This is a genomic window from Simplicispira sp. GW247-4R2A, from assembly GCF_059424465.1.
The window spans coordinates 14,239-36,367 of the sequence record NZ_JBWKZM010000035.1; the positions used below are offsets into that span (position 1 = coordinate 14,239).

General features: G+C 60.6%; 17 protein-coding genes and 3 pseudogenes. 12 read left to right on the forward strand and 8 right to left on the reverse strand.

The features are described 5' to 3' along the window. The 3 genes from AC07ZH_RS18505 to AC07ZH_RS18515 are packed head-to-tail and all read left to right on the forward strand — an operon-like array spanning position 1 to position 2,801. Complete coding sequence (locus AC07ZH_RS18505) at positions 1–909, forward strand: TniB family NTP-binding protein (protein WP_261542127.1); 909 nt, start codon at positions 1–3, stop codon at positions 907–909. Further along, the gene (locus AC07ZH_RS18510) at positions 906–2,123 is read left to right on the forward strand and encodes a TniQ family protein (protein WP_000801210.1); all 1,218 of its coding nucleotides are present in this window, start codon (positions 906–908) and stop codon (positions 2,121–2,123) included. Before AC07ZH_RS18505 ends, AC07ZH_RS18510 begins: the two co-directional genes overlap by 4 nt. Positions 2,124–2,183: 60 nt before the next feature. Continuing rightward, positions 2,184–2,801: a recombinase family protein gene (locus AC07ZH_RS18515; protein WP_261542126.1), complete on the forward strand. Its 618-nt coding sequence runs from the start codon at positions 2,184–2,186 to the stop codon at positions 2,799–2,801. Between the two features lie 7 nt (positions 2,802–2,808). On the opposite strand, the gene AC07ZH_RS18520 is transcribed toward AC07ZH_RS18515, so the two are convergent. The 3 genes from AC07ZH_RS18520 to AC07ZH_RS18530 form a co-directional block, all read right to left on the reverse strand. Continuing rightward, a complete protein-coding gene (locus tag AC07ZH_RS18520; protein WP_261542125.1) occupies positions 2,809–3,525 on the reverse strand; it encodes an MgtC/SapB family protein in 717 nt (238 codons plus the stop codon). Positions 3,526–3,535: 10 nt separating this feature from the next. Next, a complete protein-coding gene (mgtA, locus tag AC07ZH_RS18525; protein WP_261542124.1) occupies positions 3,536–6,301 on the reverse strand; it encodes a magnesium-translocating P-type ATPase in 2,766 nt (921 codons plus the stop codon). 112 nt (positions 6,302–6,413) lie between these two features. Beyond that, on the reverse strand, positions 6,414–7,142 hold the full coding sequence (locus AC07ZH_RS18530) for a PA4824 family protein (RefSeq protein ID WP_261542123.1): 729 nt from the start codon (positions 7,140–7,142) through the stop codon (positions 6,414–6,416). Positions 7,143–7,716: 574 nt separating this feature from the next. Between AC07ZH_RS18530 and AC07ZH_RS18535 the strand changes: the two genes are divergently transcribed. Both AC07ZH_RS18535 and AC07ZH_RS18540 read left to right on the forward strand, forming a co-directional pair. Next, the gene (locus tag AC07ZH_RS18535) at positions 7,717–8,274 is read left to right on the forward strand and encodes a recombinase family protein (RefSeq protein WP_001162010.1); all 558 of its coding nucleotides are present in this window, start codon (positions 7,717–7,719) and stop codon (positions 8,272–8,274) included. A 2-nt stretch (positions 8,275–8,276) separates the two neighbouring features. After that, positions 8,277–11,153: pseudogene (locus AC07ZH_RS18540) on the forward strand (Tn3 family transposase); the annotation flags it as partial. 35 nt (positions 11,154–11,188) lie between these two features. On the opposite strand, the gene AC07ZH_RS18545 reads toward AC07ZH_RS18540, so the two are convergent. The 5 genes from AC07ZH_RS18545 to AC07ZH_RS18565 all read right to left on the reverse strand — a co-directional run bounded on the left by AC07ZH_RS18545 (position 11,189) and on the right by AC07ZH_RS18565 (position 15,865). Next, a complete protein-coding gene (locus tag AC07ZH_RS18545) occupies positions 11,189–11,779 on the reverse strand; it encodes a plasmid pRiA4b ORF-3 family protein (RefSeq protein WP_020228945.1) in 591 nt (196 codons plus the stop codon). Between the two features lie 24 nt (positions 11,780–11,803). Next, positions 11,804–13,327, reverse strand: a complete 1,524-nt coding sequence (tnpC, locus tag AC07ZH_RS18550) for an IS66 family transposase (RefSeq protein ID WP_413773168.1) — start codon at positions 13,325–13,327, stop codon at positions 11,804–11,806. A gap of 83 nt (positions 13,328–13,410) precedes the next feature. Beyond that, positions 13,411–13,743, reverse strand: a complete 333-nt coding sequence (gene tnpB / locus AC07ZH_RS18555) for an IS66 family insertion sequence element accessory protein TnpB (protein WP_020228947.1) — start codon at positions 13,741–13,743, stop codon at positions 13,411–13,413. Continuing rightward, positions 13,740–14,132 carry an IS66-like element accessory protein TnpA gene (gene tnpA, locus AC07ZH_RS18560; RefSeq protein ID WP_020228948.1) on the reverse strand — a complete coding sequence of 131 codons (393 nt, stop codon included), beginning with the start codon at positions 14,130–14,132 and terminating at the stop codon, positions 13,740–13,742. Before tnpA ends, tnpB begins: the two co-directional genes overlap by 4 nt. Positions 14,133–15,124: 992 nt before the next feature. Next, on the reverse strand, positions 15,125–15,865 hold the full coding sequence (locus AC07ZH_RS18565; protein ID WP_261542106.1) for a LysR substrate-binding domain-containing protein: 741 nt from the start codon (positions 15,863–15,865) through the stop codon (positions 15,125–15,127). Positions 15,866–16,036: 171 nt separating this feature from the next. On the opposite strand from AC07ZH_RS18565, the gene phnC reads away from it, so the two are divergent. From phnC to AC07ZH_RS18600, 7 genes and pseudogenes are all read left to right on the forward strand, one after another. Beyond that, the gene (gene phnC / locus AC07ZH_RS18570) at positions 16,037–16,876 is read left to right on the forward strand and encodes a phosphonate ABC transporter ATP-binding protein (protein WP_003056095.1); all 840 of its coding nucleotides are present in this window, start codon (positions 16,037–16,039) and stop codon (positions 16,874–16,876) included. Continuing rightward, positions 16,870–17,748 carry a phosphate/phosphite/phosphonate ABC transporter substrate-binding protein gene (phnD, locus tag AC07ZH_RS18575; RefSeq protein WP_003056094.1) on the forward strand — a complete coding sequence of 293 codons (879 nt, stop codon included), beginning with the start codon at positions 16,870–16,872 and terminating at the stop codon, positions 17,746–17,748. The genes phnC and phnD overlap by 7 nt, the downstream gene beginning before the upstream one ends. Further along, entirely contained in the window at positions 17,745–18,545 is an 801-nt protein-coding gene (gene phnE, locus AC07ZH_RS18580; RefSeq protein ID WP_003056093.1) for a phosphonate ABC transporter, permease protein PhnE, read from the forward strand. Before phnD ends, phnE begins: the two co-directional genes overlap by 4 nt. Positions 18,546–18,553: 8 nt before the next feature. Further along, positions 18,554–19,537: an NAD(P)-dependent oxidoreductase gene (locus AC07ZH_RS18585; protein ID WP_011517523.1), complete on the forward strand. Its 984-nt coding sequence runs from the start codon at positions 18,554–18,556 to the stop codon at positions 19,535–19,537. A gap of 577 nt (positions 19,538–20,114) precedes the next feature. Beyond that, a pseudogene (locus AC07ZH_RS18590) lies at positions 20,115–20,531 on the forward strand (IS3 family transposase); the annotation flags it as partial. Between the two features lie 43 nt (positions 20,532–20,574). Beyond that, positions 20,575–21,503: pseudogene (locus AC07ZH_RS18595) on the forward strand (IS3 family transposase); the annotation flags it as partial. An 85-nt stretch (positions 21,504–21,588) separates the two neighbouring features. Continuing rightward, positions 21,589–22,047, forward strand: coding sequence for a methylenetetrahydrofolate reductase (locus AC07ZH_RS18600; protein WP_261542109.1), 459 nt, complete (start codon positions 21,589–21,591; stop codon positions 22,045–22,047). Positions 22,048–22,129: the final 82 nt, after the last annotated feature.

Below are 22,129 nucleotides of genomic sequence, written 5' to 3' on the forward strand. Positions count from 1 at the left end.
GTGGAAGAATATCCCATCATCGACTTGTCCCACCTGATGCCGGTGGCCCAGGGCTTGGCCCGTCTTCCGGCGGACGAACGCATCCAGCGCATCCGCGCCGACCGCTGGATCGGCTACCCGCGTGCGGTCGAGGCGCTGAACCGGCTGGAAACCCTGTTCGCCTGGCCGAACAAACAACGCATGCCCAACCTGCTGTTGGTCGGTCCAACCAACAACGGCAAGTCGATGATCGTCGAGAAATTCCGCCGCACCCACCCGGCCAGCTCCGACGCCGACCAGGAGCACATTCCGGTACTGGTCGTGCAGATGCCATCCGAACCGTCGGTAATCCGCTTCTACGTCGCGCTACTTGCCGCGATGGGCGCGCCATTGCGCCCGCGCCCACGGCTGCCGGAAATGGAGCAATTGGCGCTGGCACTGCTACGCAAGGTCGGCGTGCGCATGCTGGTGATCGACGAATTGCACAACGTCCTGGCCGGCAACAGCGTCAACCGCCGGGAATTCCTCAACCTGCTGCGTTTCCTCGGCAACGAGCTGCGCATCCCGCTGGTCGGGGTCGGCACACGCGATGCCTACTTGGCGATCCGCTCGGACGACCAGTTGGAAAACCGCTTCGAGCCGATGATGCTGCCGGTGTGGGAGGCCAACGACGATTGCTGCTCACTGCTGGCCAGCTTCGCGGCTTCGCTCCCGCTGCGGCGACCCTCGTCGATTGCCACGCTGGATATGGCCCGCTACCTGCTCACGCGCAGCGAGGGCACCATCGGCGAGCTGGCGCACCTGTTGATGGCGGCGGCCGTCGCTGCCGTGGAGAGCGGTGAGGAAGCGATCAACCATCGCACGCTCAGCATGGCCGATTACACCGGTCCCAGCGAGCGGCGGCGGCAATTCGAGCGGGAACTGATGTGAAGCCAGCGCCACACTGGCCACTGCATCCGGCTCCCAGGGAAGGCGAAGCCTTGTCTTCGTGGCTCAACCGCGTGGCCCTTTGCTATCACATGGAGGTGTCCGAGCTGCTGGAGCACGATCTTGGTCACGGCCAGGTTGATGACCTGGACACCGCGCCACCACTGGCGCTGCTGGCGATGCTCTCCCAGCGGAGCGGCATCGAGCCGGACCGGCTGCGTTGCATGAGTTTCGCCGGCTGGGTGCCTTGGCTACTGGACAGCCTTGATGATCAGATTCCAGACGCATTGGAAACCTATGCGTTCCAGCTCTCGGTGCTGCTGCCGAAACTCCGCCGTAGGACGCGATCCATCACGAGCTGGCGTGCCTGGCTGCCCAGCCAGCCGATACATCGCGCCTGCCCGCTCTGTCTGAACGACCCGGCAAACCAAGCCGTACTGCTTGCATGGAAGCTGCCCCTGATGCTGAGCTGCCCGCTGCATGGCTGCTGGCTGGAATCCTATTGGGGCGTGCCTGGGCGGTTTCTCGGCTGGGAGAACGCCGACACTGCGCCGCGCACCGCCAGCGACGCGATTGCGGTGATGGACCGGCGCACCTGGCAGGCACTGACGACCGGCCATGTGGAGCTGCCGCGCCGACGCATCCACGCTGGATTGTGGTTTCGGCTACTACGCACGCTGCTCGATGAGCTGAACACCCCGCTTTCGACGTGCGGAACCTGCGCGGGGTATCTCCGCCAAGTCTGGGAAGGCTGCGGGCATCCGCTGCGTGCTGGGCAAAGTCTGTGGCGACCATATGAAACCCTGAACCCGGCAGTACGGTTGCAGATGCTGGAGGCGGCGGCAACGGCAATCAGCTTGATTGAGATGAGGGATATAAGCCCGCCGGGCGAGCATGCAAAGCTGTTCTGGTCCGAACCCCAAACCGGTTTCACCAGTGGCCTGTCGGCGAAAACGCCGAAGCCCGAACCCGTCGATCACTGGCAACGGGCAGTCCAGGCCATCGATGAGGCCATCATTGAAGCGCGGCACGACCCCGAGACGGCACGCTCGCTGTTCGCGTTGGCTTCCTATGGTCGGCGCGACCCCGCTTCCCTGGAACAGTTGCGCGCCACCTTCGCAAAGGAAGGCATCCCCCCGGAATTCCTGTCACATTACGTGCCTGATGGACCCTTTGCATGTCTTAGACAGAATGACGGGTTAAGTGACAAATTTTGACGACCAGAACTTTCCGGTGCACACTGTCACATAATCGAACGTATATGTGACAGGTGAAGCATGCTGATCGGCTACATGCGGGTATCGAAGGCGGACGGCTCGCAGGCCACCGACTTGCAGCGCGATGCGCTGATTGCGGCCGGCATCGATCCGGCGCATCTGTACGAGGATCAGGCATCTGGCAAGCGCGAAGATCGCCCCGGCCTGGCGAGCTGTCTGAAGGCGCTGCGGCCGGGGGATACGCTGGTGGTGTGGAAACTGGACCGGCTCGGGCGCGACCTGCGGCATCTTATCAACACCGTGCATGACCTCACCGGGCGCGGTGTCGGTCTCAAGGTGCTGACCGGCCACGGCGCGGCCATCGACACCACGACCGCCGCCGGCAAGCTGGTCTTTGGCATCTTCGCCGCACTGGCCGAGTTCGAGCGCGAGCTGATCGCCGAGCGCACGGTGGCAGGGCTGGCCTCGGCGCGGGCACGGGGCCGCAAAGGCGGACGCCCCTTCAAGATGACGGCGGCCAAGTTGCGGCTTGCAATGGCGGCAATGGGCCAGCCAGAAACCAAGGTCGGCGACCTGTGCCAAGAACTCGGCATTACCCGGCAGACGCTGTACCGACATCTCTCTCCAAAAGGTGAATTGAGACCTGACGGCGAAAGACTGCTGGGTCGTTCAGGATAGAGCCAAGTCATTCCGTGGTACTCGGACTCCAGAATGCCTGTCTGACAGCCGGTAGGGCAGCCAGCCGTTTGACCAAAGCATCCAACTCATCGCCATCGACGGATGTCGCCGCCAAAGTCGCCTCGATCTCGACATCCTCTTCGCCGAAGGCGTGAATATCGAGGTCGTGGGTTGGATAGCTGCTGCGTTCCAACTCTTCTTCGAGCTGGGCCATGACCATCTTCTGGTGGGCGCGTTCTGCGATCACATAGACCGTATTGGTGACTTCGACCGATTCCACATCCAGCGGCTTGCGGTTGATGGTGTTGACGATGGGCCTCAGCAGGGTGTTGGCCGACAGTACGAACAAGGCCCCCAGCACTGCCTCGACGATCAGGTCTGCACCCGCTGCCGCGCCGACCGCTGCCGAACCCCACAGCGTAGCGGCCGTATTCAGGCCGCGTACATTGCCCTCCTCGCGCATGATCACGCCCGCGCCGAGGAAACCGATACCGGATACCACGTAGGCCATGACATGCACGGCCCCATCGTGGCCGTGCAGTCGATTGGCCATGTCCACGAACAGGGCTGCGCCCACTGCGACCAGCACGTTGGTGCGCAGCCCCGCCGTGCGTTGCCGGTACTGCCGCTCGAAGCCGATCAGCCCGCCAAGCACAAAGGCGGCGGCGAGGCTGATCAGGGTATCGAGCAGGGAGGTCAGGTTGATGTTGTGAATTGCCTCCATGCTCGACTCCTTATTGCCAGCCGTAGCGGCGGAAGTAGAAACCCTTCATGGCTTGGGTCAGTCCCATATAGGCCAGCAGGATCAGGGGCAGGAACACGAAATACAGCGGCGGCAGTGCTTGCAGCTTGAAGTAGTGCGCCAGCGGCCCCATCGGCAGAAAGATACCGATGGCCATGATCACCGCCGTCATCACCAGCAGCGGCGTGGCGGCGCGACTCTGGATGAACGGAATCTTCGGCGTGCGGATCATGTGCACGATCAGGGTCTGCGTCAGCAGGCCGACGATGAACCAGCCGGACTGGAACAGGGTCTGCTCCTCGGGCGTGTTGGCACTGAACACGAACCACATCATGGCGTAGGTGGTGATGTCAAAGATCGAGCTGATCGGCCCGAAGAACACCATGAAGCGCCCCACGTCGCCCGGTTGCCAGCGTTGCGGTTTCTTCAGCAGCTCTTCATCCACGTTGTCGAACGGAATGGCGATCTGCGAAATGCCGTACAGCAGGTTCTGCACCAACAGGTGCATCGGCAACATCGGCAGGAAGGGGATGAAGGCCGACGCCACCAGCACCGAGAACACATTGCCGAAGTTGGAGCTGGCCGTCATCTTGATGTACTTGAGCATGTTGGCGAAGGTGCGGCGGCCTTCCAGCACGCCTTCCTCCAAGACCATCAGGCTCTTTTCCAGCAGGATGATGTCGGCTGCTTCCTTGGCGATGTCCACTGCCGTATCGACCGAAATGCCGATGTCGGCGGTGCGCAATGCCGGTGCGTCGTTGATGCCGTCACCCATGAAGCCGACGACATGACCATTGGCTTTCAGGAGCCGCACGATGCGCTCCTTGTGGGAGGGCGTCAGCTTGGCAAAGACGTTGTGTGACTCGACGGCCTCGGCCAGTACCTTGTCGCTCATGCGCTCGATGTCGCTGCCCAGCAGCACGCCTTGCTGCTCCAGCCCGACCTCGCGGCAAATCTTGGCCGTGACAAGCTCGTTGTCGCCAGTCAGCACTTTGACGGCCACCCCATGCTCGGCCAGTGCCTTGATGGCTGGGGCGGTGGATTCCTTCGGCGGATCGAGAAAGGCCACATAGCCGATCAAGGTCAGCTCCGACTCGTCGGCCACACCATAGGTTTCTTTGCTCGGCGGGACTTCTTTGGCCGCCACGGCAACCACGCGCAGGCCCTCTTCGTTCAACTCGGCGGTCACTGCTCGAATGCGGGCCAGTAGTTCTGGCGTCAGCGGCTCGATGGCGTCACCATGACGCACCCGCGAGCAGACAGCGAGGATTTCCTCGACTGCGCCCTTGGTAATCAACTCGTGGTGATCCTCTCGCTCACTGACCACCACCGACATGCGGCGGCGGTTGAAGTCAAACGGAATCTCATCGACCTTGCGGTAGTTTTTGGCCGGTTCCAGCTCGCGGTGGACCTCGGCGTGCTCCAGCACGGCGACATCCAGCAGGTTCTTCAGGCCGGTCTGGTAGTAGCTGTTGAGGTAGGCGGCTTCCAGCACCTCGTCGGACTCTTCACCCCAGACATCGACGTGACGGGCCAGAAAAATCTTGTCCTGGGTCAGCGTGCCGGTTTTGTCGGTGCACAGTACATCCATCGCTCCGAAGTTCTGGATGGCATCCAGCCGCTTGACGATGACCTTCTTGCGCGACAGGAACACAGCCCCCTTGGCCAGCGTCGAGGTCACGATCATCGGCAGCATCTCGGGCGTCAAGCCCACAGCGATGGAAAGCGCAAACAGCAGCGCCTCCATCCAGTCGCCCTTGGTGAAGCCATTGATGAACAGGACCAGCGGCGCCATCACGAACATGAAGCGGATCAGCAACCAGCTCACCTTGTTGACGCCGGACTGGAACGCGGTGGGCGCGCGGTCGGTGGCAGTGACACGGCTGGCCAGCGCACCGAAGTAGGTGCCGTTGCCGGTGCCGAGTACCACGGCCGTGGCCGAGCCGGACACCACGTTGGTGCCCATGAACAGGATGTTGTCCAGTTCCAGCGGATTGATCGCTTTCGCGTCGCGTTGGACAGCGAACTTCTCTACTGGCATGGATTCGCCAGTCATGGCGGCTTGTGCCACGAACAGATCCTTGGCGGTGATGACGCGGCAGTCCGCCGGGATCATGTCGCCCGCTGAGAGCACAATCAGATCACCGGGTACCAGCAGCTTGATCGGCAGCTCGATACGCTTGGCGTCTTTCACATGCAGATGTGCGCCGTAGTACTGCTCGAAGATCGGCGCGGCGTCCTCGGACAGATCGCGGCGGATGACCGTGGCCGTGTTGCTGACCATGGCCTTGAGCGCGTCGGCGGCCTTGTTGGACTTGGCTTCCTGCCAAAAGCGCAACAGGGTCGAGAGCACGACCATGGTGCCAATCACCACGGTGGCCTTCATATCATCAGTGAGGTAGGAAATGATGGCCAGCAGTGTCAGCAGCAGGTTGAACGGGTTCTTGTAGCAGTGCCACAAGTGTGTCCACCACGGCAGCGGCTTCTCATGTTCGACCTCATTCAGGCCGACGCGGGCACGAACAGCCTCGGCTTGCGACTCGGACAAGCCATCGGCGTGGCTGTCCAGTTGCCGCAGCAGGGCATCAGTCTCGGCCGTGGCGGCGTTTACCAAGGTCTGGGTGAGCGCTGGCGGCACCTCGCGGCTGACGCCGGTTTGGGCGATGGTGTCCAGCAGCGCAAGGCGGCGGAAGTGCCGGGCAAGGTGGCGGGTACGCAGGAAGCCTGCGAACAGCTCTTTCAGCAGTGTGAAGTTCATTCTTGTTCTCCGGGGCGGCCTGCCCGCTTCACACTGGTGAAAGTGTGCTCAGGCAGGCGGCCAATATTCAGGGTCGGGCATAGTTTGCTAAGGTCCTGTGACAGCCATGGCGTCACGGCAGGAACGGCACCGAGAGCAGGCGCAAACCGATGGAAAGCCATCGCTCGCTGCTCTCGCCACCGTTGCGGTTGCCATAGGTCGCATCCAGTTGGACGCGATCTGGAACCAGCCAGTGACGTAGGCCAAGTTGATGAAAGGGCTTGCCTTGGCTCTGCCCGAACGTCTCTGCGATCAGCCAGGTGCGTTCGGCAAGCCGGGCTTCGGTGCCCAGGCCCCAGGTCAAGCGGTTGCGTCGCGTTTCTCCCTCGCGCAGCCAGCCCAAATTGGTGTGCACGACCACGGCATCGTCACGGAATGAAAAGCTGGTCGGCACGTAGGCGTACCAATCGCGGGTGTTTGCCACAGGATGGCGAACCGTGCCTGCGGCCAAGCCAATGCCCCAGCCATTGGTATCCATGGCTTTGAACAGGGTCTTGCCCTGCATAACGACATCTGTGGTTTGGGCACGACCTGCTTCTCGGGTGGCGGCACCGCCCAAGGTTAGCTCCAGATTGCCGGTGAAATTGCAGGCTGGCAGCGACCAGATTTCGGTGCCGTCTGGATTCTTCTTGATCCAGCTCTCAAGTTGGCACGCTTTGGCATCGACGATGCGGGCATCGTCGGTAATCATGGGGCGCGCCGCGTGGGCGGTATGGGCGGTCAGTAGCGCTGCGCTCAGCAGTGCGGGCCGGAGTGGCGGGTAGGCCGCGCCGAAGCGGCCGGGATGTCGAAAACGGGTCATGCGCACAGCGTTCTCCTCTCGGGTCGAGGCGAAGTCCTGTCGCGCGCACGGTTCATCGTGTGGCATCGCATAGGGATGCACACGACAAACCCGCTTGCCGACTTAGGCAAGCGATGTTCGCAACTGATCGCCATAGGCGATCAGCCGATCAGTTGTCTGGGAGGGGGACGTGCAGCGGATGCTGCGACGTGGTTGCCACCTCTCGCGTTCGGCGAGATAGGGGCAGGGGAGCCTGCGCGTTATCTTGCCGAGGGGGTGCCGGTCATTGGAACCGGCTGACTACTGTCACTCGAACAAGTGCCCACTTGGGAACTCCGCAGTTAATGAAGCTTGCCATTGTAACCGTTCGGCATCGACTGAACAATCATGCCGAGATAGGGCCGACTGTTTTTGTAGTGCATAGCACTGCTGAAAAGTGTGCAGTCGCCTTCTGAAAATGACAAAGGCTATGCCCTAACCTGATGTCAGATGTTGAGCACAAACAACGTCAGAGTAGAGTGTGAATTTATATTTATTGACACATTCAGTCAAGGGTAATAGATTTCATCCTGACATTTTTACCTTTGGAGGCATCTTGCAAGGTCAACGTATCGGCTACGTCCGCGTCAGCAGCTTCGACCAGAATCCTGATCGACAACTGGAACAAATAGAAGTCGGCAAGGTATTCACCGATAAGGCTTCAGGCAAGGACACACAACGTCCCGAACTTGAAAGGCTGCTGGCCTTCGTCCGCGAGGGCGACACCGTGGTGGTGCATAGCATGGACAGGTTGGCACGCAACCTTGATGACCTGCGCCGCATCGTCCAAGGGCTGACACAACGGGGCGTGCGCATGGAGTTCGTCAAAGAAGGGCTGACGTTCACCGGCGAGGACTCACCGATGGCCAATCTGATGCTGTCGGTCATGGGAGCCTTTGCTGAGTTCGAGCGCGCCCTGATCCGCGAACGTCAGCGCGAGGGAATCGTGCTGGCCAAGCAGCGCGGTGCCTACCGGGGACGAAAGAAATCGCTGAACAGCGAACAAATTGCCGAGTTGAAACGGCGAGTTGCGGCAGGCGACCAAAAAACCTTGGTGGCCCGTGACTTCGGCATCAGCCGCGAAACCTTGTACCAGTACCTGCGGGAAGACTGACCATGCCACGCCGCTCAATCCTGTCCGCCACCGAGCGCGAAAGTCTGCTGGCACTGCCAGATGCCAAAGACGAACTGATACGGCACTACACGTTCAACGAAACCGACCTGTCGGTGATCCGTCAGCGTCGCGGCGCCGCGAATCGATTGGGCTTCGCCGTGCAGCTTTGCTACTTGCGATTCCCTGGCATCTTCTTGGGCGTCGATGAACCTCCATTTCCGCCCCTGCTGCGCATGGTGGCCGCACAACTCAAGGTGCCGGTGGAAAGCTGGAACGATTACGGCCAGCGCGAGCAGACACGGCGGGAGCACTTGGTCGAGCTGCAAACGGTGTTCGGGTTCAAGCCCTTCACCATGAGTCACTACCGGCAAGCCGTGCATACATTGACCGAGCTGGCCTTGCAGACCGATAAAGGCATTGTGCTGGCCAGCGCCCTTGTCGAAAACCTGCGGCGCCAGAGCATCATCCTGCCCGCCATGAATGCCATCGAGCGCGCGAGCGCCGAGGCCATCACCCGTGCCAACCGGCGCATTTACGCGGCGTTGACCGATTCTTTGTTATCGCTCCACCGTCAGCGCCTGGACGAACTTCTCAAGCGCAAGGACGGCAGCAAATTGACGTGGCTGGCATGGCTGCGCCAATCGCCCGCCAAGCCGAACTCGCGCCACATGCTTGAACACATCGAACGCCTCAAAGCCTGGCAGGCGCTTGACCTACCTGCTGGCATCGAACGGCAGGTACACCAAAACCGCTTGCTCAAGATCGCCCGCGAGGGCGGCCAGATGACGCCCGCCGACCTGGCCAAGTTCGAGTCGCAGCGGCGTTACGCCACCTTGGTAGCACTGGCCATCGAGGGCATGGCCACCGTCACTGATGAAATCATCGACCTTCACGACCGCATCATCGGCAAGCTGTTCAATGCGGCCAAGAACAAGCATCAACAGCAGTTCCAGGCTTCCGGCAAGGCGATCAACGACAAGGTGCGGATGTATGGGCGCATCGGTCAGGCGCTGATTGAAGCCAAACAAAGCGGCGGCGATCCGTTCGCCGCCATCGAAGCGGTCATGCCGTGGGACACCTTCGCCGCCAACGTCACCGAGGCGCAAACGCTGGCGCGGCCTGCCGATTTTGATTTCCTGCACCATATCGGCGAGAGTTACGCCACGCTGCGCCGCTATGCGCCGCAGTTCCTGGACGTGCTCAAACTGCGCGCCGCGCCCACCGCCAAGGGTGTGCTCGATGCCATCGACGTGCTGCGCGGCATGAACAGCGACAGCGCGCGCAAGGTGCCCGCCGATGCGCCAACCGCATTCATCAAGCCGCGCTGGGCAAAGCTGGTTCTGACCGACGAGGGTATTGACCGGCGTTACTACGAGTTATGCGCCCTGTCGGAGCTGAAGAACGCACTGCGCTCTGGTGATGTTTGGGTGCAGGGTTCGCGCCAGTTCAAGGACTTCGACGAATACCTGGTGCCGATCGAGAAGTTCGCCACCCTGAAGCTGGCCAGCGAATTGCCACTGGCCGTGGCCACCGACTGCGACCAATATCTGCATGACCGACTGGAATTATTGGAGGCGCAACTCGCCACAGTCAACCGCATGGCGGCGACCAACGACTTACCGGATGCCATCATCACCACTGCATCGGGCCTGAAGATCACGCCGCTGGACGCAGCGGTGCCAGACGCCGCGCAAGCCTTGATTGACCAGTCGGCGATGTTGCTGCCGCACCTCAAGATCACCGAGTTGCTGATGGAGGTCGATGAATGGACGGGCTTCACGCGCCACTTCACACACCTGAAGACCGGCGACACGGCCAAGGACAAAACCTTGCTGATGACGACGATTCTGGCTGATGGTATCAATCTTGGGCTCACCAAGATGGCCGAGTCCTGCCCTGGCACCACCTACGCCAAGCTGTCTTGGCTGCAAGCCTGGCACGTTCGCGACGAAACCTATTCGACGGCGCTGGCCGAGCTGGTGAACGCACAGTTTCGACAACCCTTCGCCGGAAACTGGGGCGACGGCACCACGTCATCGTCGGACGGCCAGAACTTCCGAACCGGCAGCAAGGCAGAGAGCACCGGGCATATCAATCCGAAGTATGGAAGTAGCCCTGGGCGGACGTTCTATACCCATATCTCCGACCAATACGCGCCCTTCAGCGCCAAGGTGGTCAACGTCGGCTTGCGCGACTCGACCTATGTGCTCGATGGCCTGCTGTACCACGAGTCTGACTTGCGTATCGAGGAACACTACACCGACACGGCGGGCTTCACCGATCATGTGTTCGGCCTGATGCACTTTCTGGGATTCCGGTTCGCGCCGCGCATCCGCGACCTGGGCGACACCAAGCTGTTCATTCCCAAGGGCGATACTGCCTACGATGCACTCAAGCCGATGATTAGCAGCGACAGGCTGAACATCAAGGCTATTCGCGCTCATTGGGATGAAATCCTACGGCTGGCCACTTCGATCAAGCAGGGCACGGTGACGGCCTCGCTGATGCTGCGCAAGCTCGGCAGCTATCCGCGCCAAAACGGCTTGGCCGTCGCCCTGCGCGAGCTGGGGCGCATCGAGCGCACGCTGTTCATTCTGGATTGGCTGCAAAGCGTGGAGCTGCGCCGCCGCGTCCATGCGGGGCTGAATAAGGGCGAGGCGCGCAACGCGCTGGCCAGGGCGGTCTTCTTCTACCGATTGGGTGAAATCCGCGACCGCAGTTTTGAGCAGCAGCGCTACCGGGCCAGCGGCCTCAATCTGGTGACGGCGGCCATCGTGTTGTGGAACACGGTCTATCTGGAGCGTGCCACCAGTGCTTTGCGTGCCCACGGCAAGGCGCTGGACGACACGTTGCTGCAATATCTGTCCCCGCTGGGGTGGGGTAAGCGTCCGGCCAACCCATCTTGACCGGATGACTACAGGCGCAGCTTGCGCATGGCGGCATTGACGCCATTGAGGTCGAAGCCCGCTGGATCGAAGGGGCCACCATTCCATTTCCACATGTCCAGGTGCTGCGGATGCACTGGGTCCGTGATGGCCTGCAGGAAGTCGCTGTAGCCAGGTGGGCCACCCACGTCCTCGGGTGGGCAGGCATTGGCGCCCGCCACACACAACGGCCTGCGATTCTTCTCGCCAGGCTCCAAGGTGGCCTCCACCCGGATGCGGTGGCGCCAGTCGTCACCGAAGTCGTAGGTGTAGATGAACTCGCCGGTGCCGTCCGCCAGCACCGCCGCCAGGTCACACAGACGCTCATCTCGGGTCTCGATGCGGGAGGACCAGTCCGGATCAGAAGCGGCGTAGCGCACCTGGCCCACGGTGAAGGCGTGCAGGTGCGCGTTCTTCCAGCCCATGGCCGTCTGGATGACACGGTCGAGCTTGTCCAGCGTCAATGTGTCGGGCACCCACAGCCGCCGCCAGATGGCCGGCTCCAGGTATTCCAGTTCAACGTGCAGTTGATAGACGCGCTGCGGGGTGGAGGAGCGCCGAGGTTTCTTGAGCGTGCTCATTCCCCAAGGCTACCAGCCCTGGCGTCAGGTCGCGGGTTGCCAGCAATGCGGCAAGAGCTCCTCGATACGGCTGGCCCTATGCGTGGGCAGCCGTGTGAGGACGTCCCTGAGATAGGCATACGGATCGTGCCCGTTCATGCGCGCCGACTGGATCAGGCTCATCACCGCCGCCGCCCGCTGGCCCGCACGCAGGCTGCCGGCAAACAGCCAGTTGTTCCTGCCAATGGCGATCGGTCGGATCTGGTTCTCCATCCAGTTGTTGTCCACGGGCAGTTGGCCATCATCGACGAACCGGGTCAACGCCTCCCAGCGCCGCAGGCTGTAGTCCAGTGCCTTGGCGGTGGCCGATCCATCCGGCACCTTCTGGCGCTGCAGCTGCATCCATTCGTGCAAGGCGTCGAGCACCGGCTGGGTCTGCCTGCGCCGAATGTCCCGGCGCAGCGTGGCATCGAGCTCCCTGACCTCGCGCTCGATGTCGTAAACCCGGGCGAACTGCTGCAGCGCGAACTCGGCGATCTGACTCTTGTTGGCCGCGTGCAGGTCGAAGAATTTGCGGCGCGCATGCGCCAGGCAACCTACCTCCGTCACCCCGCTGGCGATCAACGCCTTGTAGCCGCTGAAGTCGTCACAGGTCAGGCTGCCTCTCCATTCCCCCAGGAATGCCCGGGCGTGCTCGCCGGCACGCGACTCACAGAAGTCGTAGACCACGGCTTTCATGTTCTCGAACGCCCCTGGAGCGTAGGCCCACAGGTAGGCGCGGTGCGTTTTACCCTCCCCCGGTTTGAGCATCGCCACCGGCGTCTCATCCGCGTGAAGCACGCAGCGTTGCAGGATCTCAGCCTTGAGCGCATCCACCAGCGGCTGTAGCCGCACCCCGCATGTGCCCACCCACTGCGCCAGGGTCGAGCGCGGGATGGCCAGCCCGGCACGCCCGAAGATCGCTTCCTGGCGGTACAGCGGCAGGTGATCGGCGTACTTGCCCACCAGCACCTGGGCCAGCAGGCCGGCGGTGGGGATGCCTTTGTCGATGACGTGAGCATCCACCGGCGCCTGGGTGATAGTTTCGCACTGGGAGCAGGCCCACTTGCCGCGGATGTGACGCTCCACGCTGAACACGCCCGGCACGTAGTCCAGCTTCTCGGCCACGTCCTCACCTATGCGTTTGAGCTGGCAGCCGCAACCCGGGGTACGGCAGGTGGTGGACTCGGGTTCGTGGTGAATGTCGCGGCGCGGCAGGTGCGCCGGGAGCGCAAGCCGCTTGGGCTGCTTCTTCTCCTGCAGGTTCGCCGCCGCTGGCTCCTGCTGCAGGGCGTCGATCTCGGTGGCCACGGCCGCCAGGTCGGCCTCGATCTCGTCTTCGAACAGGCTCTTCTGCTCGGGGTTGAAGCGCTCAGACTGTGCGGCGAACTTCATGCGCTTGAGCAGCGCATTCTCGTGGGTGAGCTTCTCCAGCAAGGCGCCCTGATGGCGCAGCTGCGTGATCAGGCGGGCAGCCATCTCGCGCAGTTGATCGGCGCTCAGCCCTTCCAGAGATTGCGGCTCCACCACCATGGCCGTCATGATGCCCGCACCGAAACGCGTGCACCATTGGCGCATGCACCAATTGGCAAGTACCCATCGCTGCCGGAGAGTCAGACCACGGTGATGACGCCGCCGTCGGCCAGGCGCTGCCAGGGCAGGCCCATGACCAGCGCATCGAGCTGCTGGCGCTGCAGCGCATGGTTGGAGCCACCGGCCAGGGGCCAGATGAACTTGCCCTGGTGCAGTCGGCGTGCGGCCAGCCAGATACCGATGCCGTCGTGCACCAGGATCTTGATGCGGTTGGCGCGTTTGTTGGCGAACAGGTAGGCATGGTGGGGATGGGCGGCGCCGAAGACGGCGATGACTCGGGCGAGTGCCGTATCCGTGCCGGCGCGCATGTCCAGCGGGGTGGTGGCCAGCCAGGCTGCGTCGATCCGGATCACCGAAGCCAATCCCGCAGCCAGTCCGCGCAGGACGACGACGCCTCGACAGGCCAGCTCACCGTGATAACGCCTGTGCCGCGCCGGATCTCGACGCGAATGTCCGCCGAGGGACTCCCCGCCACGCGAACAGGTGCGGCGTCCGCAACCTCAGGCGAGGGAAGGTTCAGCGGGATGAACGGATTGATGGGTTTGGGCGCCGCCGCCGGGTGCTCGCGTAGCCAGCGATGAACGATGTTGGCGTTGATGCCGTGGGCCAGGGCCACAGCCGCAATCGACGCGCCATCCGCCCGGCATTGCGCCACGACCTGGACCTTGAGTTCTGGACTGTAGAAGCGCCGCTTGGGGTTTGGGGCGATCGCCTCGTTCGCCATGGTGTGCATGATCTCCATCGTGCACACGATGCCTGCTCGAACAGGCTATCTCAAGATGGGTTTGCCGGACGCATACGGGGTGGGAGCATATCAACCTGACCGGCGATTACCTATGGCGCAGCAGTGCCAAGGTCGGTGCGGGGAAGTTCAGGCCATTGCGACCGCTGCCACCGGCTTAGCGTGCTTTATTTTCCGTTTTCTGAGACGACCCCTCCATCAACGGTGGGACTTGGGCGTCGGAGAACCCGACCACTGAGACAGTGGCGAGGGCCCACCCTCGTGGGTTTGCGAGTTGCTGAATGGCACCGTCATAGGCCCCAAGCTTGGTGAAGGCAAGAGCCTTGGTGGAATCACGGCTGGACGTCCAGGCAGTACGCAAGCACTTGCTTGCAATCCACGCGGTATAGCCAGACGCGAACAGCTTTAGGCCAAATTGCCCGCCAGCAGGAATCTCATAGGCAACCGCGACTAGCACGGAGCTGGTAGTGACGACGATGGAGAAGCCAAGACTGGTGCCGAGCGTGTAGCCAAGCGCTCCCCTAACTCCGTACGTCGCTCCAAGATACAAGCTGTACAGGGAGCTTGTCGATGGTCCAACGGTATTGGCTACGACGAAGAGTAAGAGTGGATCCAACGGAGTCACTTCCCACAGGCGCAGCCATCTAGGCCTGTTTGACTGACAGCATGGCTGCTAACGATAGGCTTGGCATGAATGATCCACTCGGGCCCTGTCGCCAAGTTCGTGAATCTTTAGGCCAGGCCTCTTCTCACCTCTTTTGCCAAGTCGAAAATCGTTGCTATCAGCGGAGCGTTCTGTCGTTCGCGACGACAGATGAAGTCGACGTGGGTGGCCATTGCTGTATCCAGAATCTTCAGCTTCACAAGACGCGGATCTGGAACATATTGATCCGGCAGGCTTTATTCGTAAACCTTGCTCGGGCTGAGGTGTCGAAGCCCCTCGACGGGCTCAAGTTGAACGGCATCGGGACTCTGCAATAAACCGTGCCGGATCAATAGGCTGTCTCGGCAACGACGCCTAGTCCTATTCCTTGTGCGACTGCCTCGCGGACAGCCTCCCGGCTTCCCATCTCCAGCGCAACCTGGATGTTGATATTGCGGGCAATTAGCTCGCTCTCGAAGACTCTTCTTGTCGTTGAACCTTCCTCACGTATGACGAAGCGCTGGCTCTGAAGGTCCTTGAGCACTATCTCACCGCACCGGGCTAGGGCGTGCTCTCGGTTCGCAAAGACCACCAGGCGCTGTGACCTGTATGGCATGCAATGGAGTTCGGGGTGCTCGGCGTGATTGAGGACCACGCCGACATCACCCTGGTAGTCGAGGAGCTTTTCCGTGATTGAGCGGGAGTCGCCTACACGGACAGAGACCTCGACCTGGGGATGGCGGCTCCCGAAGGCCTTCAGAACAGGGACTACGTTGTACGGGCCGATCGCGTGAATCACAAGACGCCCGACGAATCGGTTTTTGGCTGCTGCCAAAAGGGCGTGCGCATCTTCCTCGCCGCTGAATGCCCGCCGCGTGTAGTCCAGCAGAGTCCTGCCAAAGGTAGTCAGCTCAAGCCGGCGGCCTTGACGAAGAAAAAGCTCCACGCCGTACTCATTCTCCAGGCGCTGAATATGCGCTGAGATGGTGGGCTGCTGTAGATCAAGCAGCTTCGCAGCAGCAGTCATGCTTCCGGCCCTTGCCGTCGCATCAAAGGCTTTCAAAGCCGCAAGTAGCGTGAGTCCAGACATAGGTGTTATCTATAGATACCCCTATTTTTCGGGGTGCAAGTTTCATATTGATGACACGTTCCACGAACAAACTGCACGCATGCCTAGCCGTATCGAACTTCTTTCTGCGGCAAATGTGCGTCATAAGCGCTCTCGCGCTGCTCGCAGGCAGAAACTTGCAAAGGTAACAACATGAAGTTGGAGAAGGACCGAGACGTTCTGAGTCTCAAGGGAGTTTCCGTCCGCTACGTTGACTCGACCGTGGCCTTGCACCCGACGAGTCTGGATGTGAAGCAGGGAGAGTTTTTGGTGCTTCTGGGCGCCTCGGGCGCAGGGAAGTCCACCTTGTTACGAAGCATCAATGGACTGGTGCTGCCCACAAAAGGCGAGGTATCGATACCTGGCCTGGCAGGTGGGGTAGTCAACGCAAAGACGCTGAGAGAGCACCGCAAGCGCTGTGGGATGGTTTTCCAGCAGCATCATCTGATTGGACGTCAGTCGGTCCTCAGGAATGTTCTGATGGGAAAGCTCGGTGACAGGGGTGCATTCGCTTCGCTATGGCCGTGGAGCAAGAAGGACAAGCTGGAGGCGCTCACAGTGATTGAGCGTGTCGGGCTGCTCGAAAAGGCGCTCTCCCGGGCTGATGCCTTGTCTGGGGGGCAGCAGCAGCGCGTAGGCATAGCTAGGGCGCTAATACAGAAGCCACGAATCCTGCTGGCCGATGAGCCTGTTGCCAGCCTGGACCCGGCAACCGCACATAGCGTGCTCACCTTGTTGCATGAGATCTGCAAAAAGGACCACCTCACCGCAATCGTGAGTCTTCACCAGGTGGAGCTCGCGCGCTCGTTTGCAGACCGAATCATTGGGCTCCGCCAGGGAGCTGTTGTATTCGAGGGTAGGGCAGAGCAGCTGAGTCCTGATGTTGCGCGGAACCTCTATGCAAAGCAGTCCAACGCTTCCAACACGAGTGCGTCCACTGATAGCCCCCGAACTCTTCAATCCAGTCAAACCAAGGAGCTCTTGCCATGCTGAATCGCCGTAACTTCTCTCTTGTTGTCAGCGCAGCTTCTTTTGCTGCACTCCTTCCTCTGTGGGCTCATGCGCAGGGAAAGGATCCATCAAAGCTTCGTGTCGCCCTTCTTCCAGATGAGAACGCTGCCAGCATCATCCAGAACGCGCAGCCTCTTAAGCGCTATCTTGAACAGCAGCTCAAGAAGGATGTTGAGATTGTGGTGACTACCGATTACTCCTCGATGATCGAGGCAATGCGGTTCGGTCGGATTGAGGTAGCGTACTTTGGACCGTTTTCGTACGTTTTGGCCAAATCTAAGGCGTCCGGGATTGAGCCCTTTGCGGTGGGCGTTGAACGTGGGTCGCCCACATACCAGTCGGTCCTCATCGCAACGGCCGGAGGGCCGGTGAAAACGCTTGAAGACGTGCGCGGCAAGCCCTTCGGATTTGGCGACCAGGCGTCCACATCAAGCCACCTTGCACCACGTGCACACCTGCTCAAGAAGTACAAGCTTGATGGTGAGAAGGACTATCGGCCAGTTCACCTTGGGGCACATGACGCGGTCGCACGTGCGGTGCAGTCGGGTCAGATTCCAGCCGGGGCTCTGTCCAAGCCGATTCTGGACAACCTCATCGCTCGAGGAAGCATTGATGCCACGAAGATTGTTCAGCTTGACCTTTCTGCTCCCATTCCAAACTATCCGGTCGTCATGCAGGGGGACCTCAAGCCTGAGCTCAAAGCTGCCATCCGCTCTGCCTTTCTGGACATGAAGGATGCTGAGGTGCTCAAGGCGTTTCGTGTCCAGGCGTTTGCCGCCACTGATGACGCTGCATATGACGTCCTTAGGGATACCGCAACCATCCTGAAGCTTGATTTGGGCCGTATGCAATGACCTCGGCTGCATTCGAGAACATCATCAGTCGCGACAAGCGGGAGCAGTTCATTGGACTGCGCAATACAGCGTTCGTCCTTCTGGTTTGCCTTGTAGCCCTGTACGTCACGGGGTTCTTCGATGCACAGCGGTTCATCGAAGGCGCCCCGGCTGTCAAGCAGCTCTCATCTGAGATGGTCCCTCCCAACTTCGACCGCTGGGAGCACTGGGTCATCCCGCTGAGGGACACCTTGGCGATGTCGATTGCCGGCACAGCACTGACTATCGTGCTTTCACTTCCGCTGGCGCTCCTGGCGGCTCCAAACACCACCCCCAATCCTTTGGTGGGAAGAGTGGCCAGAGTCATCCTGGCGGCATTCCGGTCCGTGCCAGAAATCATTCTTGGCATTCTGTTCGTGGCAGCCGTAGGGTTTGGTGCTCTACCTGGGGTGCTCGCACTAGCGTTGCATTCCACGGGAATGGTCGCAAAGTTTTACGCGGAAGCCATTGAGCACGTGGATCCGAAGCCACTTGAAGCAGCTGCTGCGGTAGGCGCAAGCCGCTTTCAGGTCATCTCGCATGCCGTTATCCCCCAAGTCCTTCCACAGTTGGCAGACATAACCATCTATCGCTGGGAGTACCACTTCAGGGCCTCCGCAGTACTTGGCATTGTCGGTGCAGGTGGCATCGGCTTCGAGCTGATGGCAGCACTTCGCCTTGTCAAGTATGACGAGGTCTCAGCCATCCTTCTGTCGATTCTTGCCTGTGTCCTCGTGGTTGACAGCATTGGATCGATGCTGCGAAAGCGTCTCAAGTAAATCGAAAAATGAATCATCGGAAAATCGTCGTAACGCAGCCAGTTCATGAAGAGGTTCTAAGGAAGCTCCAGGCTGAGGGTGAGGTCATCATGAATCCAGGGCCTGACCCCTGGAGCCCCAGCCAGCTCAGGGAGTACCTCGTGGATGCTGATGCCATGATGGCCTTCATGACAGACAGTGTGACCAAAGAGTCGCTGCTGAACGCTCCCAGGCTCAAGACCATCTCCTGTGCACTCAAGGGGTACGACAACTTCGACCTGAGGGCTTGCGCACAAGCCGGGGTGAGCGTCACCTTTGTTCCTGACCTCCTCACAGAGCCCACAGCCGAGCTGGCCATCGGATTGGCTATTGCTGCTGGCAGGAACGTGCTTCAGGGTGACGCCGCTACAAGAGCAGGCTACTCTGGGTGGAGGCCAGCTCTATACGGAACCGGGCTTCATGGGTCGGTGGCCAGCGTGATCGGTCTCGGAAAAGTTGGGCAGGCCATATTGGCGCGACTCGCGGGCTTTGGCTGCGCGCGGCTGCTTGGTGTAGACCCAAGTGTGCGTCTAGATCAGGTCGAACTGGTCACGCTTGATGAGGCTGTCAGCACATCGGACTATGTGTTCCTGGCAGTGCCTCTTGTTAGCGATACGCGCCACCTGGTTGACTCCAGGATGCTTCAACTATCGAAAAAGGGCCAGATCCTTGTAAACGTGGGTAGGGGGTCTGTGGTCGACGAAAGGGCGGTTGTCGATGCCTTGGCGAATGAGCAACTTGGCGCGTACGCCGCTGACGTCTATGAGATGGAAGATTGGCTACTTCCAGACAGACCTCGCGAAATTCATCCGGGATTGACCAACAACGCCAGAACAGTACTCACTCCCCACATCGGCTCGGCTGTGAGACGCGTACGGTTCGAAATTGAAATGCGGGCTGCTGAGAACCTAGTCCGCTCACTCAGGGGCGAGAGTTTGAGTGATGTTGCTGTCGAGGCCAGCGCGGCAGCATAGGTATGGTTGCTCGGCGGTTTGCACGCCAGCTGAAATGGGCGCGGCTTCAGAGCCTATGTCCTATGGCTGGGTGCAACCTGCCCGTGTGATGCCATCCTGCTCGCCAAGGGGAAATGACTTGAGTCATCATCGAAGTGGTTTAGCGATGATGTTCTCTGCACGGCGCAGCTCATGGGGTAAGCCCAAATGGGCGCATGGCAAACACCAGATACTTCGAGGGGTCAGGCTACAACACTGATCGTTCTTGGCCTCTGATAGTGGTTTCAACCCAGGACGTTTCAGCTGAGGTCATTACATTCGGCTCGTAGTAGAGGTGACGCTGCTTTGCGAGTTCTTGGACTGCACGGCTGAACCCTAGGTCTAATACAACCGCACTGCGCAGAGTGTTGAGATGCACCGCCGAAAGTGTCTCCCTCGCCCCTTTAGGGTCTGCCTTAGAGTTCACGCAGACGACGAGGTGCGTTGTCGCCGATAGACTGCTTTGATGCATCTCAATGAATCTAGGCTGTTGATTTCCACGCAGAACTGACCCGCCGGGGATGCGGACAAAAACTTGGACTACCAGGGGAGGTAGTTCATGTACTCATACGCAGACAGGATTCGTGCAGTTGCGCTTTACATCAAGCTTGGCTTGCGTGTCAGAGCCACGATTCGCCAGTTGGGGTACCCAACCAAGAACGCATTGAAAGGCTGGTATCAGCACTACCTGAAGCATCAGGATTTGCCAGCAAGCCAAGCTCCAAGAGCACCAAAATATTCGCTGCAGCAAAGGCAGGTGGCTATTGCTCATTACCTCGCCCATGATCGCTGTATTGCTGCAACGATGAGGGCTTTGGGTTATCCGGGTCGAGGAACGTTGACTGCGTGGGTTCGGCAAGACTGCCCTGACACCTGCAAATCGAGAGTAGGCAGATCTTGGCCGGCTACAAAGCCTGATGCCTTGATGTGTGAGGGCGTGGTGCAGCTGTGTGCCCGTCGATCAAGTGCACAGCAGTGAGGTTGCCCCTGAAAAGTGGAGTTCTTAGCCCTTGTTGAAAATGTCGACAAGGAGTCAAGGAATGACAGCAGCAAAGCAGGTGCGTGCGCAGTACACGCAGGAATTCAAACTGGAGGCGGTTCGCCAAGTGAAGGCAGGACAGGCCATTGCGGTTGTGGCCAAGGTTCTGGGTATCCCCAAGGCCAGCCTGAGCAACTGGGTGAGGCTGGCCGCCAAGGGCAAGCTCGACGGTGGGGACGTCACTGGCAAGGCTGTGAAGGTCACCCCCGAGCAGATGGAGATAGCTCGTCTGCGCGCCGAGGTGGCACGTCTTCGTATGGAGCGTGACATCGCAAAAAAAGCCGCGGCGTACTTCGCGCAGGACACGCTGCGAGGTACGCCTGGATACACCAAATGAGACGGCAGTACCCGGTGAGCGTGTCATGCGAGGTGCTGGAGGTCGGTGCCAGCGGTTACTTCAACTGGCTGCACCGGCGTGAGTCTGGTCAAGGTGGGCCGGCACACCGTCTCAGCGACGAAGCCCTGCTGGCACACATCCGTGCCATCCATGCCGAGGTCAAGGGGGAATATGGCTGGCCGCGGATGCACAAAGAATTGTTGGCCCGTGGAATCCGGGTGGGCAAAGACCGGGTGCGAAAGCTCATGCAGCAGCACGGAATTCGTGCCAAGACCAAACGCAAGTTTGTGGTGACGACCGACAGCAAGCACAGCCTGCCGGTGGCGCCCGACCTGGTGCAGCGGCGATTCAATCCGCAGGAGCCCAATCAACTCTGGTGTGGTGACATCACCTACATCCAGACCGGCGAGGGCTGGCTGTACCTGGCTGCGGTCATTGACCTGTTCAGCCGTCAGGTGGTGGGCTGGAGCCTGCAGCCGCATATGCAGACGGGCCTGGTCAAGGACGCACTGGCCATGGCGAAGTGGCGCCGACGCCCGCCACTTGGTTTGATATTCCACAGCGACAGGGGCAAGGTCACTGATCGAATCAGGCGTGTTCGAGCGCTCGGGCATTCAGATGGTCGGCGTGGGTGGCCATCCCGAGGGCCATCCGGTCATGAGCACATCTGATCGTTGGAAAGTGCTCGAACACAAGTGTCGCTGCATCGAAGGGCGCGGCATGGCGCCCTTGATCGTCACGCAATTTGCCTTCGATGCCGACATCGTGCTGGCCTGGCTGGAAGCCCTGCGCGGGCGTGGCGTCGAACATCCCGTACGACGCGTGGGCGTGCCGGGCCCTGCAGGCGTGGCGGTGCTGGCGCGCTATGCCGCCTTGTGTGGCGTTAGCGCATGCGCGTCGATGTTGTCCAAGTACGGCATCTCGATCAGCAAGCTGTTCGGCATAGCAGGCCCGGATCTCTTTGTGGATAGTCTGACCACCCGCCTGACCGAAGCACATGGAAAGGTGAGCCTGCATTTCTTTCCATTCGGAGGCATCGCTCAGTCCGTGAAGTGGGTAGAGCAGTACTGCTCGCGTGCCGAGCCTGAACAACCCATCGACACGGCTCCCATGTGATTACTGCGCCTCCAGCAGTCGCTTGCACTGGCATGCCCCATAGAAGCAGACCTCGTTGGGGCGAACGCTTCGAGAGCATCCT